General features: G+C 42.7%; 11 protein-coding genes. 9 read left to right on the plus strand and 2 right to left on the minus strand.

The window, feature by feature from the left end:
• Window positions 1–330 precede the first annotated feature (330 nt).
• Together IM676_RS00985 and miaB are read left to right on the plus strand one after the other, a co-directional pair.
• Window positions 331–1899: an energy transducer TonB gene (locus IM676_RS00985; RefSeq protein WP_200988582.1), complete on the plus strand. Its 1569-nt coding sequence runs from the start codon at window positions 331–333 to the stop codon at window positions 1897–1899.
• 86 nt (window positions 1900–1985) lie between these two features.
• Complete coding sequence (gene miaB / locus IM676_RS00990) at window positions 1986–3371, plus strand: tRNA (N6-isopentenyl adenosine(37)-C2)-methylthiotransferase MiaB (protein ID WP_200990025.1); 1386 nt, start codon at window positions 1986–1988, stop codon at window positions 3369–3371.
• Window positions 3372–3406: 35 nt separating this feature from the next.
• On the opposite strand, the gene IM676_RS00995 is transcribed toward miaB, so the two are convergent.
• Window positions 3407–4252: a lysophospholipid acyltransferase family protein gene (locus tag IM676_RS00995; RefSeq protein ID WP_200988583.1), complete on the minus strand. Its 846-nt coding sequence runs from the start codon at window positions 4250–4252 to the stop codon at window positions 3407–3409.
• Window positions 4253–5631: 1379 nt separating this feature from the next.
• Between IM676_RS00995 and IM676_RS01000 the strand changes: the two genes are divergently transcribed.
• Together IM676_RS01000 and IM676_RS01005 are read left to right on the plus strand one after the other, a co-directional pair.
• Window positions 5632–6066, plus strand: coding sequence for a ferritin-like domain-containing protein (locus IM676_RS01000; RefSeq protein ID WP_200988584.1), 435 nt, complete (start codon window positions 5632–5634; stop codon window positions 6064–6066).
• Between the two features lie 77 nt (window positions 6067–6143).
• Window positions 6144–7088, plus strand: coding sequence for an FTR1 family iron permease (locus IM676_RS01005; protein ID WP_200988585.1), 945 nt, complete (start codon window positions 6144–6146; stop codon window positions 7086–7088).
• 204 nt (window positions 7089–7292) lie between these two features.
• Here the strand turns inward: IM676_RS01005 and IM676_RS01010 are convergent, their stop codons facing one another.
• Complete coding sequence (locus IM676_RS01010; RefSeq protein WP_200988586.1) at window positions 7293–9362, minus strand: thioredoxin domain-containing protein; 2070 nt, start codon at window positions 9360–9362, stop codon at window positions 7293–7295.
• Window positions 9363–10161: 799 nt separating this feature from the next.
• Here IM676_RS01010 and clpP point away from each other — a divergent pair.
• The 5 genes from clpP to IM676_RS01040 all read left to right on the plus strand — a co-directional run bounded on the left by clpP (window position 10162) and on the right by IM676_RS01040 (window position 16923).
• Window positions 10162–10773, plus strand: coding sequence for an ATP-dependent Clp endopeptidase proteolytic subunit ClpP (clpP, locus tag IM676_RS01020; protein WP_200988588.1), 612 nt, complete (start codon window positions 10162–10164; stop codon window positions 10771–10773).
• Window positions 10774–12351: 1578 nt separating this feature from the next.
• Entirely contained in the window at window positions 12352–14691 is a 2340-nt protein-coding gene (locus IM676_RS01025; protein WP_200988589.1) for a ribonuclease R family protein, read from the plus strand.
• Between the two features lie 18 nt (window positions 14692–14709).
• On the plus strand, window positions 14710–15330 hold the full coding sequence (locus tag IM676_RS01030) for a flavin prenyltransferase UbiX (RefSeq protein WP_200988590.1): 621 nt from the start codon (window positions 14710–14712) through the stop codon (window positions 15328–15330).
• Window positions 15331–15393: 63 nt separating this feature from the next.
• On the plus strand, window positions 15394–16071 hold the full coding sequence (locus IM676_RS01035; protein WP_200990026.1) for a LapA family protein: 678 nt from the start codon (window positions 15394–15396) through the stop codon (window positions 16069–16071).
• 306 nt (window positions 16072–16377) lie between these two features.
• The gene (locus tag IM676_RS01040; protein WP_200990027.1) at window positions 16378–16923 is read left to right on the plus strand and encodes a shikimate kinase; all 546 of its coding nucleotides are present in this window, start codon (window positions 16378–16380) and stop codon (window positions 16921–16923) included.
• Window positions 16924–16927 lie beyond the last annotated feature (4 nt).

The following is a 16927-nucleotide window of genomic DNA, read 5'->3' on the forward strand; positions in this document are numbered from 1 at the left end:
TTGTCCTTTTAATTTCCCTAACTACCAGAACTTAACGAAAGTCTTTCTTGACCTTGCCATCACTCTACCCGGAAATACTGATAAGTTAGCACACAAACTTTAAACCTATTCTATTTACCGGGTCAAGATTAGGGGGATGCCAAGAAAATGAAATTGCCACAATGGCATGAGGTTAACCCACGGAAATAGACTAAGATGAATAGGCTAGTTCTTTAACCAGTCCCCTCTTTGGTGATTACGTTTTTTTAAGCCGAGGCATAGTATAGCTTCCTCCTCCCCGCGAAGAAGTGGTAATATGACCAAGTAACTGAGAATAACTGGCAATAGGCTATGAGTTTTTCTAGCATTACCTTAGAATATCGTTCACAAGAAGTTAAGACTCTCAAATATTTTCTGATTTACAGTCTCATTGGTTCTCTGGTACTTCATATTGGCGTACTGTCATCACTGTTAGCTTATCTCCTGCGGAGTAACCCGCAGCAAATAGAAGATCAACCAATAGAAGTGGTGATGATTGATTTTCCTATTCCAGAAGTAGAAAAACCACCCGCACCAATTCCCCAACCAGAAAGATTACCAGAACCTCGCCAGATTATTACCAGTAACCATACCTCACCCAGTCCAGCTAGAAATCAAACTGTAACCCAGTCTAAGCCAGAAATTACTCAACAGCAACCTGTAGTTACACTCAGACAAACCCCAATCACCCCACCACCTGCAAAAGTTGAAAGTGTCATAACTCCCACTGTTCCACCGCCAACACCACAAACCACAGCCACTGTATCTAGGCTACAATCTGTACTAAGTTCACAAACATCAGAAGCAACAACAGTTACTCCCCCCACTCAAACTGTTGAAAGTGTCAAAACTCCCCCAGTTTCACCGCCAACACCAACAAACACAGCCACTGTATCTAGGCTACAATCTGTACTAAGTTCACAAACATCAGAAGCAACAACAGTTACTCCCCCCACTCAAAGTAGTGAAAAACTTCAAGGGGTATTGACTGGTATAAGAGATTCTAGAGTCACACCGGGAAATAATGCTACCGTTAATACGGTAGAGTCAAACCAACCCAGTGGCACAAGTGCACTCTCCACACCAAATACTGGCACTAGCACCAATACAGTATCAGTACAGCCTTCCACACCCCCAACACCACTCCCGAGTAATACTAGAGCAGAAAGTACCAATCGACCTGGTAATTCCCGTAGATCATCTAGTGGACGTGCAGCTTGTGTTAGGTGTAATACTAACTATCCAGAATTTGCCAGACGCCAAGGTATCGAAGGCAGACCACGACTTTCTGTTGATATTGATGCCCAAGGTAATGTTACCAATGTCCGTATTCTCAGGTCAAGCGGTAACAGAAGATTGGATCAAGAAATCAAAAGACAAGCTAGTAATTGGAAATTGCAACCCACCGAAGGCGGAAGACAAGGGATATCAATAGACACTAATTTAATGCTGGAAGGTTCACAGCGACACCGCCAAGTCCAAGAACGGAAAAGAAAGCAAGAAACCAGCGGTTCCAGGGAAACAAGTCGCCAAACAGAATCATCTGGTTCCAGTCCCACAGCAAGTACAAGCACTCCCACCAGGTCAAACCCAGTTAGACGAGTCAGACAACAACCTCAGACGGAGCAAAACACCGCCGCGGGTTCATCCTCTGGACAAGGAAAGACCCCTACACCGGGAAATGTGAGAGATTCTTTGCGCAATACCCGCCGTCAGGAAACCTCTACTAATTCTGTCACACCACCAGGGGAAACAAGTACAAATCCCCCGCTGACCACAAACAATACTTCTTCTAGTCAAAATCAGTTACGAGACGCTTTACGCCGTAGTCGCCAACCTGCTGAATTAACCCCGCCCACCTCATCACCAGAGTCGGAATGATAAGTAGCAAATGAACAGTTTTTGTTTTATTGCCATAGAATAGAAATAAAGTTTATATGCTTAACCCTGACTCAGCATCATTGCCCATGATTACTTCTAATCGCCGTTACCACATTATTACCTTCGGTTGTCAAATGAATAAAGCCGACTCAGAGCGCATGGCTGGTATTTTAGAAGACATGGGCTTTGCATGGTCGGAAGACCCTAATGATGCGGATTTGATTCTTTACAATACTTGTACAATACGAGATAACGCTGAACATAAGGTATATTCTTACCTCGGTAGACAAGCCAAACGTAAACACGAGCAGCCGGATTTAACCTTGATTGTTGCTGGTTGTGTTGCCCAGCAGGAGGGAGAAGCCCTATTACGACGAGTGCCAGAATTAGATCTAGTCATGGGGCCACAACACGCTAACCGTCTCAAAGATTTGCTGACCTCGGTATTTGATGGTAATCAAGTGGTGGCTACTGAGTCGGTTCACATTATGGAGGATATCACCCAACCTCGAAGAGATAGCAGTGTCACGGCCTGGGTGAATGTCATTTATGGCTGTAATGAACGCTGCACCTATTGTGTGGTTCCTAATGTCCGTGGTGTGGAACAATCTCGCACTCCGGAGGCTATCCGCGCGGAAATGGAGGAACTGGGGAGACAAGGTTACAAGGAAATTACCCTCCTGGGGCAAAATATTGATGCTTACGGTCGAGATTTGCCCGGTAGAACTCCCGATAGCTTGCGTAGCGTACCTATAGGTCGTCATCTGTATAATTTCACGGATTTACTTTATTATGTCCATGATGTTCCAGGTATTGAAAGGCTGCGATTTGCTACGAGTCATCCACGTTATTTTACGGAGCGATTAATAAGGGCTTGTGCTGAATTACCCAAGGTGTGTGAACACTTTCACATTCCCTTTCAGTCAGGGGACAATGAGGTGTTAAAGGCAATGTCACGGGGTTATACTCAGGAGAAATATCGCCGGATTATTGATACTATTCGGCAGTATATGCCCGATGCTTCTATTAGTGGTGATGCTATTGTGGGCTTCCCCGGGGAGACGGAGGCACAATTTGAAAATACCCTGAAGTTGGTAGAAGATATTGGTTTTGACTTGTTAAATACAGCTGCTTATTCCCCCCGTCCCGGTACACCGGCTGCTTTATGGTCTGATCAACTCAGTGAAGAGGTGAAAAGCGATCGCCTACAAAGATTAAACCATTTAGTTAATATTAAAGCATCCGAGCGATCACAGCGCTACAAGGGACGCATTGAAGAAGTTTTAGTAGAAGCCCAAAACCCCAAAGATACGACTCAAGTCATGGGACGTACTCGCGGGAATCGTTTAACTTTCTTTAATGGGGATATAAATATATTAAAAGGGCAAGTTGTCAAGGTGAAAATTAGTGAAGTTCGGGCTTTTAGTTTGACAGGTAACCCCTTAGAAGTGCGCGAAGCAGTCCCTGTGTGATTTAAGACTTACTCCTGGAGTCCTAATTTTGTGAATTAGGTAGCACTGTCCTTCACTAATTGGTCTAACTCTTGCTGCATCTGATTCACAACTAATTCATAGCACTGATTGACATACTTGCGATCGCTAGCTGCTTCCCGACCGTAACGTTCAAATACAATGGGTTTACATACCCTCGTATGAATAGACATCGGCAATGGGATATTAGGAAGAGGCCCAATTGCTAATCCCCAGGGTAATCCCAAATAAATAGGAAATACTACCGGGTCAACTCCAAACAACCAAGGCATTCCCCATTTATGGAGTTGCTCTAGAATTTTATATAAGTCAGCCAACACGATTAAGGTATCATGAGCGCCCCTAGAAATCACAGGTACAATCGGTACATTTTCCCGCAGAGCTAACTTGATAAATCCTTTCCGTCCGGCAAAATAAATTTTATGCCGCAAATAATGCGGTCGAAACACGTCTTGTGCTCCTCCAGGGTAAACCAGTAGGCTCGCACCGGAACGCAAAGCGGAGTAAGCCATTTTCGGGTGAGCTATCACGGCTCCAGTCTTGGCAGCAATTTTTGCTATTTCTGGGCTGAGTTCCCATACTTTGGGGTGCATGAGTCCGTAAACCGGTTTCTCACACCCAAATTTTCGGAACCAGTCGTACATGATCATTGACATATCAGGGGTCGCCAGTCCTCCATTATGAGAACCAACAAACAGTACTTTCTCTTCCTGTGGAATATGCTCCCAACCACTGGTTTGAACCCGAAAGTAGTAATGATACAAAAAACTCAATAATGGCATCATATCGGCGATGAACTTGGGGTCTCGTTCATCTAATGACCAACCTAGTTTATTGTCGCTGTTATGTTTCGCTTGTAACATCTATCAATATTAACAAATTTAGCACAAATATGACTACAGCAAATATCATAGTCAAATGAGTCAAGTATTAACACTTGGATTTACGTCCAGAGATATAACATATATCAACCAAAATATTAACCCTAGAATTAGGGTTACTACTTTCTTCCTGCCACCCATCATAAGTATGATTGAGGTTTTTTCATACAGATACATCTTATCATGATCATATCTCATAGCCGCCAAAAATAATGTTGCATTTTTGACTCGATATAATTGTTACAACTCGATCGCTAAGAATTTTGTGAAATTCCCAAAGTTATATCTATAGCTTTTTCTTATATATTGGTAAAAATCTTCATCATGCCATATCAGGTTTTCTCAAATTTGGACACATCCCATAGGAAGATGACCAAGTACAAACATAATAGGTAGATTAATCCGGGATGTTGTTATGCACTGGATTTATAGTGAGGTTTGGTCATCAGCCAAACCTCTTTTATTATTCTCAGCTAGGAAACAAAATGTGTTTTTTCCGCTAACTGGAGGAAATCCAACTCGGTCTATTGGCAAGATTCTACCATATTGAGTATTAACAGCTACCAATTTTACCTACTTTTTAGCTGCACTCAGACCTTAAACCGCAAATCCTCTGCACAAGCTTATGTGTCCTCTCAAAACCCAGAAAAATAGCCGCTACACATCATACCCCCTAATTTTTGGGTGATGATAAATCCCAACCTCCGGTAACAATGACTTTTGACTGTGAATTCTTTGCTCAAGAATATTTTGCACATACTTAAGAATAATTCACAATAACTCTTGAATGACCTAATATAGTTACTAAAAATATAGTCAAATATTTTTAGCTTGGTAAGGTCTAAACCTGACTGGGCTAACTACAAGCCTCTCTACTGAGTTTCCATCAAAGATAGAGTCCCCAGCTACCTTTCTTAATATATTTAGGGAACCATTCCAGTCTGCTGAATATATTTTCCCAGACTTAGACCTAAATAAACCTCTCTTGATTCTTTTACCTAATATACCTAAATACTAATTAGGCATTTTTAGCAATTTTACTATTGGTGTCAAATCCAAAAAACCCGGGATAATTCACTAATAAGGAACTATTAACAGTGAAAATACCGCATATCTTGACAAAATTGTAATAACTATTGAGAATGTTTCTTAAAAAATATGAAATAATAGACTATTCCAGCCATGGGATCTGCTTGCAGCAGCGCTGGCGCGATCGCATTTACTTAATTGGTATGAGACACATAGGAGTTTAAAATAAATAACAAGTGAGGCCATAGTTAATGTCTAAGACTGTAACCCAATAAACTATACCTCCTGACTCCATACTGATAACTCCCATTTTGAAATCTAACTGACAACCGATGCAAGAGCTTGACAAACAAAAGACCATCGACATACTGAACGCCATCATGGAATTTGAACTAGCCGGAGTAGTCCGCTACACTCATTATTCTTTGATGGTCACCGGACCTAATCGGATACCCATTGTCAATTTTTTCAAAGCCCAGGCCAGTGAATCTCTACTTCACGCCCAACAGGTAGGAGAAATTCTCACGGGTTTAGACGGGCATCCCTCTTTAAAAATCGCCCCCATGGAGGAAACTTACGAGCATACAGTCAAGAATATTTTGGCCGAAAGTTTATCCCATGAAAACAAAGCACTGGATTTGTATAAGACTCTCTTAGCCACGGTCAGTAATGCTAGCATTTATCTAGAAGAATTTGCTCGTGGCATGATTGGGCAAGAAGAGATGCATAGTCTTGAATTGAAAAAAATGCTTCGGGATTTCAGCTAAAACTTAAGCATTGGGTATTGGGGGGGGTCTTGGGCTTTTTCCCTATTCCCTATTCCCTATTCCCTATTCGCCAAATTATGAATATCAGTACCGCTCTACCTACTTTTGTAATTACACTCCGGGAAGGAGTAGAAGCTGCCCTCGTTGTCGGCATTGTCCTAGCTCTACTTCAAAAAGCCAACCAGTCGCGACTTAATCCTTGGGTATATGCTGGTATCGGTGTTGGCATTGTCATTAGTGCTTTGATAGGTGTTTTATTTACTTGGTTAATTGAAACACTAGGAACAGTCAATCCTGAATATACCCCAGTGGTTGAGCCAATGCTAGAAGCTTTTTTTAGTGTCCTGGCCATTGCTATGCTCAGCTGGATGCTCATCTGGATGACCAAACAAGCCAGGTTTATGAAAGCTGAAGTTGAAGGAGCAGTCACAGAAGCGCTCACACAGAACTCAAATGCTGGTTGGGGCGTTTTTGGTTTAATTTTAGTTGCTGTTGTCCGCGAAGGTTTTGAAACTGTTCTATTTATTGCTGCTAATTTTCAACAGGGATTAGTGCCAGCTTTAGGTGCAATTGCTGGTTTAGTAGGGGCAGCTACTATTGGAGTCTTACTATTTAAATGGGGGGTAAAAATCAATCTCCGCCAGTTCTTTCAGGTGATGGGCGTTTTATTGGTATTGATTGTTGCTGGGTTAGTAGTTTCCGCATTGAAACATTTTGATCAAGGTTTGGCTAACCTTGCTTTGAGCAGTAGCACCTCCGATAATGTTTGTTTCTATTACGATCACTTGAGCAAAATTCACTCTTGTGTTTTGGGAACAATGGTGTGGAATACTGAAGAAATATTGCCAGATAAACAATTTCCCGGCATTATTCTCAAATCTTTATTTGGTTATAGAGACCATCTCTACTTAGTACAGGCAATCGGTTATATTCTATTTTTAGCAACTGTGGGGTGGTTTTATTTCCGGAGTCTAACTGGCGGTGTGTCAAATGACCGGAGTAATTCACTCAAAAACTCTTGATCATGAAAAATGCGAGTAAGCACACAGGCCAGAATTCCATAAGGAAACAATGACTGCGCTACTCGCTATTATCTATACAAGGTTTAAAGATTAAAAAAGCTACTCACTATTATACAGTAGTAACGGCGAAATTTTTATTGAAAAGATAACAAATATTATTGCTGCTCTTTTGATTACCGATAATTTCTCGCTAACTAATGTTAATTACTCTCTAGTCTGACTCCGCTGCACTTGATCCCATAACTCATCGCCACTTTGAGCGGGTGCAAGACATTGGAATCCTTGGCAAACTAAACCAACCCTACCAGGTGGTAAGTCATATGCTACAACAAACTCCGTCACGGGTAGATATTGGCGAAGTAAAGAAATTATTTGCTCAACACTGCTACGAACCAAGGTAGAATTACGATACCAGTCTAAGGCTGTAAACAGACTGGGACAAGCCTGGGGCGCTTTACCCATCACGTTATTAAAAGCTTGTAGTCCTTGCTGGGCTAAATCAAGATAATGGAGATTATCCGTGAGTAGGGCAAGACGGACTAAGTTAGCGATCGCCACTCCGTTAGCAGATGGTATAGCATTGTCTGCATAACTGCGTTCACGCACAATTAAATCTTGACTAGCATCAATGGAAGTATTATAATATCCAGCTAATTCCGCACTCCAAAGGAACTGCTGAAATTCTTCTTGAATTGCGATCGCTGTTTCTAACCAATATTTTTGTTCCGGGAAACAAGCCTGTAAATCCAGCAATGCCTTGATAAACAAAGCATAATCTTCGGACTGAGCTAAGACGGCAGGTTGACCTTGATAATTGAGTCTGTGGAAACGTCCTTCTATAAACTGATGTGCCAAAATAAAATTTGCTGCTTGTGCAGCCATTTTCAGATATAACGGTTTTTGAAACACCGCCCCTGCCCTAGTCAACCCAGAAATCATCAAGCTATTCCAGGCCACAATCATCTTTGTATCTGTAACCGCCGGAATGCGCCCAGGCCAACTTGCAGTTTTGGCCTCGTGGTTATTGCGAGCAGGGGGAAAAATTGTTAATAACTCTGGCCTTTGACCATAACGGGCCGCAAACAACTTACTCAAGGCAATGTCTATCGTTGCACTCAATTCACCCTGATGGCGACGTTGTAAAACATTCTTACCTTCAAAATTACCGCTAGCAGTTACGGTAAACTGTACTTGTAATTCCCTTAATTCCTCTGGCGTTAACAGTTGTTCCAGTTCCCTATAACTCCAGATATAAAAAGCACCTTCCTCCGGTTCTACATCCGTACGCTTAGTAAAGCTATCAGCATCTTGAGCCGCATAAAAGTAACCTTCTGGAGCAGTCATTTCTCGCCCTAGCCATTCCACAGTACCAGCCACCGAGCGAGCAAATGCTGGTTCTTTAACTCCATAGCTCCACAAATTGGCTAGATACTCCACAATTTGACCATTGTCATAGAGCATCTTCTCAAAGTGAGGTACTGTCCAACTGGGATCAACAGTATAACGGTGAAAGCCACCACCCACATGATCATAAATACCCCCCAAGGCTAAATCTAGTCCCCGTTGAGTACAAACTTGTTTGCCATCATACCGCGATTTTTCTTCCCCATCAGAGAACCGAGTTCCTCGTAATGCTAATTCTGCATAGGGGATCATCGGGAAGCTATTACCTGATTGATTACGAGTAATTACAGCTGTGCTATTTTCCCAACCTTGGCGAAGTAATTCATTTTCCTGAACTTGATTTCCCGCTCCATCTTGCAATACCGCATAGGCGAGCAGGGACTCAATAATTAATGCTTTACGTTGGCTTAAATCTTCTTTTTCAGTATCGTAGTAGCGGCGTAGAGCTTGCAGTACTTGCAGAAATCCGGGACGGCCATAGCGTGGTTCCACAGGAAAGTAAGTTCCAGCGTAAAACGGTACTAAATCCTCTGGAGATAAAAAGACATTTAAAGGCCAACCCCCTTGGCCACTCATCATCTGCAAAGCTTGCATATAGATACTATCAAGGTCAGGTCGTTCTTCCCTATCTACTTTAATAGGTAAAAAATTGGCATTCATATACTCAGCGATCGCTCGATCTGAGAAAGCCTCACCTTCCATAACAGTACACCAGTGGCAACTTGAATAACCAATGGACAGAAAAATTGGTTTATTTTCCTTTCTTGCAGTTGCAAGAGCTTCTTCACACCAAGACCACCAATCAATGGGATTATCGGCGTGTTTGCGCAGATAGAGACTCCTAGCTTCAGCAAGGCGATTAGTAGTCATAACTCATAACCAAATAGTTGCCTTCCCTACTGAGTTTACCTTTTCCTGTTGAGTTTTAGCCTATATGCTCACCGTAGTAAGCGGCTATTTATTTTAAAGAGCGCAGTAGAAAGCTAACAATTGTAGCTCGCGTTTCCGTTAACGATGAACTTACTCTAGTTTGAATTCGATGATTAGTACTTAGTCCTGCTACCAGGTGGAGTAAAAACGTAATTATGGCGGCTTGCACAAGTTTTTCTGGCATGGGCAGTTAGTTATCCTTAGTGTTGATAGGAGTTCAAGTAGCAGCAACTTGTGTAACTACTGTTGACTATTGATTTACCGGACTTGACAACATTAATTGCATAATTGATCAACCTCAACCTAAAAAATGTTAGAAATATTACCAATAGTTCAAATTAATTTACTATAAATACAGTTTAAGTCAATATCCACAGCTGATGGGCAAAAGCAAAGTCTTGTCTGAGACATCACCAGTTGATTTTTAAATTTTTCCTTCTATGACTACATAGAGATAGACATTGAGACGTTTAACCTCTATAAAAAGTGCCCATGAGGATTTTTTCATCTCTCCATTAGAGGGAAAAATAGCAAAATTGTGCCCAATATTAGCCATCAGCGATTGACCCCACTCGTCAGATATTGATCCGAGCAATTCCAGTCAAACAAGAGAATCACAGCCATAGATTCTGGTACAACTATGTGGCCGCCGCGGTCACTGTTTACCTCCTCGCTGTAGGCAGGAAGAGTATTAACCCGATAAGATAGATGTAAAATTAAGATATGACAAGCACGCTGCATGATTCCTATCGTTGTTGAACAATCGGGTCGAGGCGAACGCGCCTTTGATATCTACTCACGACTCCTGCGTGAGCGGATCATATTTTTGGGACAACAGGTTGATAACGAGATTGCAAATTTGATTGTTGCCCAATTGCTATTCTTGGACGCTGAAGACCCGGAGAAAGATATTTACTTATATATTAATTCTCCTGGTGGTTCAGTAATGGCTGGTATGGGAATTTTTGACACCATGAAGCACATTCGTCCTGATGTTTGCACCATTTGTACCGGACTGGCGGCAAGTATGGGCGCTTTTCTCCTCAGTGCAGGTGCTAAGGGTAAGCGAATGAGTCTACCCCATTCTCGGATTATGATTCATCAACCCTTGGGTGGTGCTCAAGGGCAGGCCACTGATATTGAAATTCAGGCACGTGAGATATTATACCACAAGCAACGGCTAAATGAATATTTAGCCGAACATACTGGTCAACCAATTGAGCGTATTGCTGAAGATACCGAACGGGACTTCTTTATGTCCCCACAGGAGGCTCAGGAATATGGTTTGATTGATGAGGTGATTGACCGTCATGCTGCTGGTAGCCGTCCGGTTGCTGCTCTTAATCAGTAGCTCTTGACTTGGGGATCAGGGAGCGATCCCCAATCCCCCATACCCCGGATGAAAATCCCGCTACTGGGTCTGGTTGCGACTCCAGATGTTTGAGAAATCCCTGTAATTCTTCTTCGGTGAGCAAAGTCCGCGCCCGCTTACCCTAGGTTTGAATTAAATGATCTCTTCCCTGTTCTGGTGTCCAGCCTAGGCGCTGAAGTTCAACATCTGTTTTGGCAATTATCATGATCGACTATGTAAATTTACTTTATAACAGGTGTGTCAATTATTGCAGTAATTCTCTCCCACTGGCCTTGAGATTTACTTTATAAATAGCTTCTTAGCCTCCGGCTAATTATTTCATCGTCAAACAATGTATGCCCTAAGAGCTAGTATAATCCATCATAACTGATAGAGACGCTTTTGATACTAGAATGCATCAACTGTGATTAATGCTGTTTTCCACTTGGTAGGAGGCCGAGGCAGGGGGGGTGATTGTGGACATGAGAGTTACAGCGGTCAAAAGGGGAAAACTGACGGTTTTAAATGTGGAGTGCATAATTGTTATGCAAAAACTTGGTAAAAGCTAGGTAAGCCGGTGCTGTCGATGAATATAGAATCTCCGCACTTTTAAATCAGGAAGTGTCAATGACATGCTATACTGTTTACCCAATTCTATACTCGGAATAATTTCCTATAAGTACGCATTAAATCTACAATAATGGAGATGAGCACTTGCTTTAAGCTGCTTAAGTGATTGTTACCGATTCTATATGTAGCAAAATCAGGTTGACGACCAGTTTATTCTACTTACACATCAGGAGAACATGGTTTGAAGATACCTGAAATCTAGACAATCAAACACTTGTGGTTTTCCCTGGTAGCACTTGTGGTCAACGCGAGTGAGTTATTTGAACTTAGCCTCTTTTAAAGCTCGTTCCGTCATTACCTAGAGTTGCTCAATTCCCATTAGGTGTGCTGTATTACGTTTGTCTAGTTGTAGGGGCTGCTCTATCCAGACCAACTCACTAGATGATTTTGTAGTGGGAGGTATGGCTAGCCCACCCAAGCTATTGTAGATATAAAGCGGCTGAACGTAAGTGTAAAACTCCTAATCCTGCCTTACGGAACCCTTCGTTTCCTCTAAGCGTGCAGTTAGGCAGAAATGACCGACGATCTGATCACAACTCTTTGTCTACGATGTCCCGGGGCTTGATGCGTAGCGTCCACCCAGGGGATAAAGCTACAAATAAAACTGACTTTTTCTGGAACCTGAAAACCCATCTCCAAAACTCTCTCCTCACAGGAGAGGTATTTCCAAATTTCCCCTTCTCCTTGTAGGAAACGGTTAGGTAGGGGTAGGGAAAGGGGATTAGAGGTGAAGCTCAAAGGATAATTATTCCTCCTCACCTGAAAAGTCAGCAGATCAAAGGTTCTTTTAAGTTTTGCGTAGCAGCAAAACGTCTGTAGAGGTTCCAAAGAACCAGCAGCGTCTCCCCTGGGGAGAAGGTATACACACAAAAGCACCGTCGCGCCTTACCGCGCGCTAAACAACAGGTAAATGAAAAATGATGTTTTGACCAAAGGTCGGTTCACTGCATGGAATTCTCTATCGCTACACTCCTTGCCAATTTCACTAATGATAAATTGGTAGCTCGTAAAGTTTTGGAAAAGAAACTCGGTTGCGAGGATGAAATTAGTTTACAAAAACTTCACATTGCCTTGGAAGTTCTGGAAAAAATCGGAATTCTGGTGAAAGAACGCGGTAAATATCGCCGGGTGACAGAAGAAGGGGTAATTGAAGCCAAGCTCCGTTGTTCTAGTAAGGGCTTTTGCTTTGCCATTCAAGATGTGGAAGGCTCTGAGGATATTTATATTCGCGAAAGTCATCTGAGTAATGCTTGGAATGGCGATCGCGTTTTGGTGAGGATTCTTAAAGAAGGTAGTCGTCGCCGTTCTCCAGAAGGAGAAGTAAAGCTGATCCTGGAACGGTCTAACCATACTTTACTCGCAAGAATTAAAGCAGTAGAGAATGGGTTTCGTGCTGTACCTTTAGATGATCGGCTGCTGTTTGAACTCACAATCGGTGCTAACAGCATGAATTTAGAGCAAGCTATAGACCACCTGGCTCATGTGGAGGTTTTGCGTTATCCCTTGGCACAATATCCCCCTTTGGGTCGAGTGGTGCAAATCCTCGGTAGCGATGCCGAAGCCGCTGCTGATATAGATTTGGTGACTTGTAAGCACGACCTATCACGCAATTTCCCTGAAGTGGTTCTGGATGCATCTGCTAAGTTGCCCAGAAGGCTCCTGAAAGCAGATCTGAAAGACAAACTGGATTTACGTAATTTATTTACCCTGACTGTTGCGGGTGTACATTGTGATGCCAAGTTTATTGAAAATGCCTTCAGTTTGGAAAAAACAGCAGAGGGACATTGGCTTTTAGGCTTTCATATTGCTGATGTTTCCCATTATGTCCATCCTGACGAACCCTTAGATAGAGAATGCGCCAAGCGGGGAAGGTCAGTTTACCTGGGAGATTTACTGTTGCCTATGTTACCGGAAGCTGTGGCAGAACGTTGTTCCTTGGTACCACTGTGCGATCGTTTAGCTCTGTCTTTTTTAATTGCTATTGATCCGCAGTCTGGGGAAGCTTGGGAATGGCAAATTCAACCCAGCATTATCAATGTAGATACAGCACTGAGTCGAGAAGAAGCAGAAGCCATTCTTGTAGGTCAATCTCACCATCAACCACCCAGGGCAATCTCAATGCTTGAAGACCTGGAAACTCTACAAAAAGCCGTGAAACAAAGACGGTTAAATCGTGGTAGCTTTCAGCTGAATCTACCACCAAACCAAAACCCCTATGCAGATGAGGGGATTTTAGGAGCCGTCTTGGTGAATGATCTACCAGTGCAATCCCTGTTGACGGAATTCGTGCTATTGGTTAATGAACTGATGGCAAAACATCTAAGTGCTTTGGGTATTCCAGCTATTTGGCGAGTCCAAGGTACGCCAGATACCGAAGATGTTCAGGAAATGCTGAAATTAGCTACTAATTTGGGAGTAGAACTAGCTTTAGAATCAGACTTAGATATCCAACCTTTAGATTATCAGCATTTAACTAGGGTATTGCACCAATCGTCATCGGAGCAAGTTCTGACTTATTTATTACAAGATACTCTCAAGCCCTCTGCCTATAGCACTACTAAGGGATACCACTTTGGTCTATCATTAGGTGAGTATACTCACTGTACTTCTCCTCTGCGAAGATACCCAGATTTACTGATACAAAGGGTGTATCATATAGTGCTAGAGTATGGACGCGATCGACGCAACACTAGGGTCAAAGAGCGAGTTAATCTGCGCCACTCCTCTTGTCACAATGAAATTAACTGGAATGTTTTACCGCCAGAATTGCAACAGGAACTGCAATGCGACCTGAACCGGGTAATTATCCAGATTAACGACAGGGAAAAACAAGTCCAAGAAGCTGAAGCCGATTTAGCCGGACTGCAAAAAGCCCAACTCATGAAACAGCGCATTGGTGAAGTATTCCAAGGTGTAATTACCGGCGTGCAATCCTATGGTTTCTTTGTGGAAATTGAGGTACCGGGGGCACCAATCATATCAGGAGGAGATATCAGCGCTCTTTTACGGGTAGAAGGTCTGGTACACGTCAGTTCTCTCAAAGATGATTGGTATGAATACCGGGCTAGACAACAGGCGCTATTTGGTCGTAAAAATCGAGCTTCCTACAGATTAGGCGATCGCGTAGCTGTACAAGTTAAAAGTGTCGATTACTATCGTCAGCAAATTGATTTAGTAACTGTCAGTAATGACCTTATAGCTCAAGCTTTTGATATCAACCCAACTCACAACGACCCATCAGATATCTACTTACCCAGTAAATTAGATACATTGCACCAGGATCAATAAACTTTATTCAGGGTTACCGTGTCCAAAAACTCTAAACCACTTATATTAGGCGTATCTGGTGCGTCTGGTCTCATCTATGCCGTTCATGCCCTCAAATATCTGCTGGCGGCAGATTATGAAGTTGAGCTAGTTGCTTCTAAATCAACCTACATGGTTTGGAACAGCGAACAGGAGACTCGAATGCCAGCTGAACCATCAGCACAAGAGCAATTCTGGCGAGAACAAGCGACTGTTGCCGTTGGGGGTAAATTACGGTGTCATCCTTGGGGTGATGTCGGTGCTGGAATTGCTAGTGGTTCTTTTCGCACTCTAGGGATGATTATCATACCATGCAGTATGAGTACTGTGGCAAAGCTAGCTGTGGGCTTAAGTTCTGACCTCCTGGAACGGGCTGCTGATGTCCAGATTAAAGAAGGGCGAAAGCTAGTCATAGTCCCCCGTGAAACTCCATTTAGCCTCATTCACCTGCGAAACTTGACGAGTTTGGCAGAAGCTGGTGTCAAAGTTGTCCCAGCTATTCCGGCTTGGTATCACCATCCTCAAACCATTGATGATTTAGTTGATTTTGTGGTCGCCCGTAGTTTAGATCAACTAGATATTGATTGCATTCCTATTCGGAGGTGGCAGGGAAGTAAGTAAAGGTAAAATTTAATTAAGTTGGTTCTTTTGGCTGATTTCGTAACTTTGACCTTCGCCTTTTATATGCGCTTAATTCTTGTAGTAGCAGTACTAGGAATACTCACTGTGTTGCTAGTTCAAAATTGGTCGCCTGTTCTCCCGCTAGTATTTTTGGGTACGCGAACTCTAAGTTTACCACTGGCAATGTGGATTTTTTTGAGTACTGCTGCTGGTGTTTTTACATCCCTGGTCATTACTATCCTCCTGAAGATATCAATTTATTTTGGGGAGCAACAAGGCGAAAAACGATTTACATCAAGAGCTACTTTCCCCCGGAAGGGGACATTCAGGGGGAAACCTTTCAGCACGCCGCCTTCAGGACCTACCAATACCACTGGGACAACAGAGTCAGTTCGCAGTGACGCATTTGACGATTGGGAAACAAATGACAGTGGAAATGATGACTGGGACTTTGATAGCCCACCTTCAGAACCACCCCCCCCCAGTTTTCAAAGCTACGAACGCCAACAAGAACCTCAAAGCACTTCTCAGTCTGGTTCTGTCTACTCTTATAACTACCGTCAGCCAAAAAATACTGCGGTAGGAAAAACTGAATCCGTTTACGATGCTGATTACCGAGTAATCAGACCACCATTACAACAAACGACTACTAATGACGACGAAAATCAAGCTGATGATGACGACTGGAAGTTTTTTGACGATGATGATTTAGATGATAAAGATGACCGCCCGCGTCAATAAGCTTTTAACTACTGGTATGAACTACTGTAGAGTTTTTAGTGATGAGGAAAAAAAAGACTTAGAGGATGTTTGATAAGTTTTCAACAGGTAATTTTTATCTTAGGGAACAGGGGATACACCGAACACACCGAACACACAAAAAACAATCAAATCCAGTCCCCTCCCCTTACAAGGGGAGGGTTAGGGTTGGGTAAAACAATAGTTGATACACTAATCATGACTTTCCAAACAACCTCTTAGAAATAGGTTTGACGGATCAATGTATGTAAATGTATATTTATATTTTCACAGGAGACGAAACCAGTGGTGAGCAGTTTATTGCAAGGTGTGAATCTGTATTTAATTGGTATGATGGGTGCAGGTAAAACTACAGTGGGACAACTGCTAGCAGAGCATTTGGGTTATAGATTTTTGGATACCGATGATGTAATTACTAAATCCTCAGCTAGATCCATCAATCAGCTGTTTGTCGAAGAAGGTGAAGCAGCATTTCGCCAGTTAGAAAGCGATGTATTGGCCCAGGTGTGTGCTTATACTCATTTGACTGTAGCAACGGGTGGGGGTATTGTTTTACGACAAAAAAATTGGGGTTATCTCCGCCATGGTTTAGTTGTATGGTTAGATGTACCGGTAGATTTGCTGTACACACGTATAGCAGCAGATACTACAAGACCACTGTTACAATATCCTGACCCCAAAGGGAAATTGCGATCGCTGCTGGAAGAACGGACACCTCTTTACTCCCAGGCTGATCTCAAAATTACCCTGACAGAAGAAGCCACACCCCCAGAAATTGCCAACAGAGTCATAGAAGCAATTCCCAGTGTTCTCAAACCACAAGTTTCTCCCTGAAATA

Origin of the sequence: Anabaenopsis elenkinii CCIBt3563, assembly GCF_015245355.1 — a bacterium.
GTDB lineage: Bacteria > Cyanobacteriota > Cyanobacteriia > Cyanobacteriales > Nostocaceae > Anabaenopsis > Anabaenopsis elenkinii.

Bases quoted from the DNA above. Each gene is read 5' to 3' on its own strand.
- IM676_RS01000 (WP_200988584.1), top strand. From the start codon at position 5,632: ATGCAAGAGCTTGACAAACAAAAGACCATCGACATACTGAACGCCATC.
- IM676_RS00995 (WP_200988583.1), bottom strand. From the start codon at position 4,252: ATGTTACAAGCGAAACATAACAGCGACAATAAACTAGGTTGGTCATTA.
- IM676_RS01010 (WP_200988586.1), bottom strand. From the start codon at position 9,362: ATGACTACTAATCGCCTTGCTGAAGCTAGGAGTCTCTATCTGCGCAAA.
- IM676_RS00985 (WP_200988582.1), top strand. From the start codon at position 331: ATGAGTTTTTCTAGCATTACCTTAGAATATCGTTCACAAGAAGTTAAG.
- IM676_RS01005 (WP_200988585.1), top strand. From the start codon at position 6,144: ATGAATATCAGTACCGCTCTACCTACTTTTGTAATTACACTCCGGGAA.
- clpP (WP_200988588.1), top strand. From the start codon at position 10,162: ATGATTCCTATCGTTGTTGAACAATCGGGTCGAGGCGAACGCGCCTTT.
- IM676_RS01035 (WP_200990026.1), top strand. From the start codon at position 15,394: ATGCGCTTAATTCTTGTAGTAGCAGTACTAGGAATACTCACTGTGTTG.
- miaB (WP_200990025.1), top strand. From the start codon at position 1,986: ATGATTACTTCTAATCGCCGTTACCACATTATTACCTTCGGTTGTCAA.
- IM676_RS01025 (WP_200988589.1), top strand. From the start codon at position 12,352: ATGGAATTCTCTATCGCTACACTCCTTGCCAATTTCACTAATGATAAA.